Origin of the sequence: Campylobacter magnus (assembly GCF_028649595.1) — a bacterium.
Lineage (GTDB): Bacteria > Campylobacterota > Campylobacteria > Campylobacterales > Campylobacteraceae > Campylobacter > Campylobacter magnus.
Genome location: NZ_JAQSLK010000012.1, coordinates 1 through 2500, shown reverse-complemented (window position 1 = coordinate 2500; position 2500 = coordinate 1). Strand labels below are relative to the sequence as shown.

1 rRNA gene (cut by a window edge) is annotated in these 2500 nt (G+C 43.4%); it reads right to left on the bottom strand.

The features are described from left to right. Nucleotides 1-2199 (bottom strand): 23S ribosomal RNA (locus PTQ34_RS08755); it reaches 708 nt to the left of the window's first position. Between the last annotated feature and the right edge of the window lie 301 nt (nucleotides 2200-2500).

The following is a 2500-nucleotide window of genomic DNA, read 5'->3' as shown; positions in this document are numbered from 1 at the left end:
AGTGGTATCTCAACAATGGCTCTGCTAGAACTGGCGTCCTAGCTTCAAAGCCTCCCACCTATCCTGCACATCTTTATCCAAATAGCAGTGTCAAGCTATAGTAAAGGTCCACGGGGTCTTTCCGTCTTGCCGCGGGAAGGAGGAATTTTCACCTCCACTACAATTTCACTGGATCCCTCTTTGAGACAGCTCCCATCTCGTTACGCCATTCATGCAGGTCGGTATTTAACCGACAAGGAATTTCGCTACCTTAGGACCGTTATAGTTACGGCCGCCGTTTACTCGGGCTTCGATCAAGAGCTTCGCTAATGCTAACCCCATCAATTAACCTTCGAGCACCGGGCAGGCGTCACACCCTATACATCCTCTTACGAGTTAGCAGAGTGCTGTGTTTATGGTAAACAGTCGGGAGGGACTCTTTGTTGTAACCTTCAATGCTTTGTAGAGTAAATCCACTAACAAAGTTAGGCACACCTTATACCGAAGATACGGTGCTATTTTGCAGAGTTCCTTAAAGAGAGTTCTTCCACGCGCCTTAGAATACTCATCCCACCCACCTGTGTCGGTTTACGGTACGGGCAATATTAGCTAAACTTAGAAACTTTTCTTGGCTCGATAGTATCATGGATTCTCCCCGCTATCCGAAGACTTTGGAGAGCCTTTAAGATCTCGAATAAAAAGTGGCGGATTTGCCTACCACTTAATCTACATCCTTAGACTAGCACTTCCATCCGCTAGCTCCACTAACTTTAAGCGTCCTTCCATCGCACACTAATATTGGTATCGGAATATTAACCGATTTTCCATCGCATACCCCTTTCGGACTTTGCTTAGGACCCGACTAACCCTACGATGACGAGCATCGCGTAGGAAACCTTGGGTTTACGGCGAAGGGGATTCTCACCCCTTTTATCGCTACTCATGCCTGCATGCTCACTTGTATTTGCTCCAGCACTCCTTACCGGTATACCTTCGACGCTAAATACAACGCTCTCCTACCACTTAGTTAAAAACTAAGTCTAAAGCTTCGGTACTCATTTTAGCCCCGTTATATTTTCCGCGCGAAATCACTAGACCAGTGAGCTATTACGCTTTCTTTAAAGGATGGCTGCTTCTAAGCCAACCTCCTGGTTGTTAAAGTAACTTCACATCGTTTTCCACTTAAATGAGATTTAGGGACCTTAGCTGTTAGTCTGGGTTGTTCCCCTCTTGACGACGGATTTTATCACTCGCCGCCTGACTGCCATGATTACACACTAAGTATTCGGAGTTTGATAGGGGTTGGTACATTGGTGTATGCCCTAGCCCATTCAGTGCTCTACCCCTTAGTGTTACTACATGACGCTATACCTCAATATATTTCGGAGAGAACCAGCTATCACGATGTTTGATTGGCCTTTCACCCCTATCCACAAGTCATCAGGAGCTTTTTCAACAGCCGTCTGTTCGGTCCTCCACCGGCTCTTACACCGGTTTCAACCTGCTCATGGATAGATCACATCGTTTCGGGTCTGCAGCATCTGACTTAGCGCCCTATTAAGACTCGCTTTCGCTACGGCTCCGGGTTTCCTTAACCTTGCCAGATACCACAACTCGCAGGCTCATTATGCAAAAGGCAGTCCATCACACTGATAAATCATAGTGCTCTGAATGATTGTAAGCAAATGGTTTCAGGTTCTATTTCACTCCGCTCACCGCGGTTCTTTTCACCTTTCCCTCACGGTACTTGTTCGCTATCGCTCTAGTAGTAGTATTTAGGGTTGGATCGTGGTCGACCCAGCTTCAAACAGGATTTCACGTGTCCCGTCCTACTCAGGATACTGCTAGGTAAAAATAGGTTTTCATATACGGGGGTATCACCCTCTATGCCTAAACTTTCCAGTTTATTCTATTAACCGATTTTAGTCCACATTGCAGTCCTACAACCCCACTAGCAAGCTAGTGGTTTGCCCTCTTACGCGTTCGCTCGCCGCTACTAGCGTAATCTCTATTGATTTCTTTTCCTTAGGGTACTTAGATGTTTCAGTTCCCCTAGTTAGCTCCATATGGTAAATAACATCACTGTTATTTGGGTTGCCCCATTCAGAAATCCCCGGATCAAAGCTCCTTGACAGCTCCCCGAGGCTTATCGCAGCCTGGCACGTCTTTCATCGCCTCTACTAGGCAAGGCATCCACCATTTGCTCTTTGTAGCTTACCTTTTAAGAATTACAATATTGTGTATTCTAATGCATCACTTCCTTGTTAAAGATAAAATAAAACTCTATCTTTTTTAAATCTTTTTAAAAAAGTTTTTTTTAATCTTTTTAAAAAGTTTTTAAGAATTATAGAATTCTAACTTACAATATTTGCTTTTTCATTTCCAAGACGGAAAGCATTAAATCTAGGAATTCTAGAATTAAACTTTATATTTGCAAAAATGAAAAATCAAAGCTTTAACAAGTCCTGTAAAATTGTATTAAACTTATTGACTTTTAACATTGGTAAATTAAATAACATTT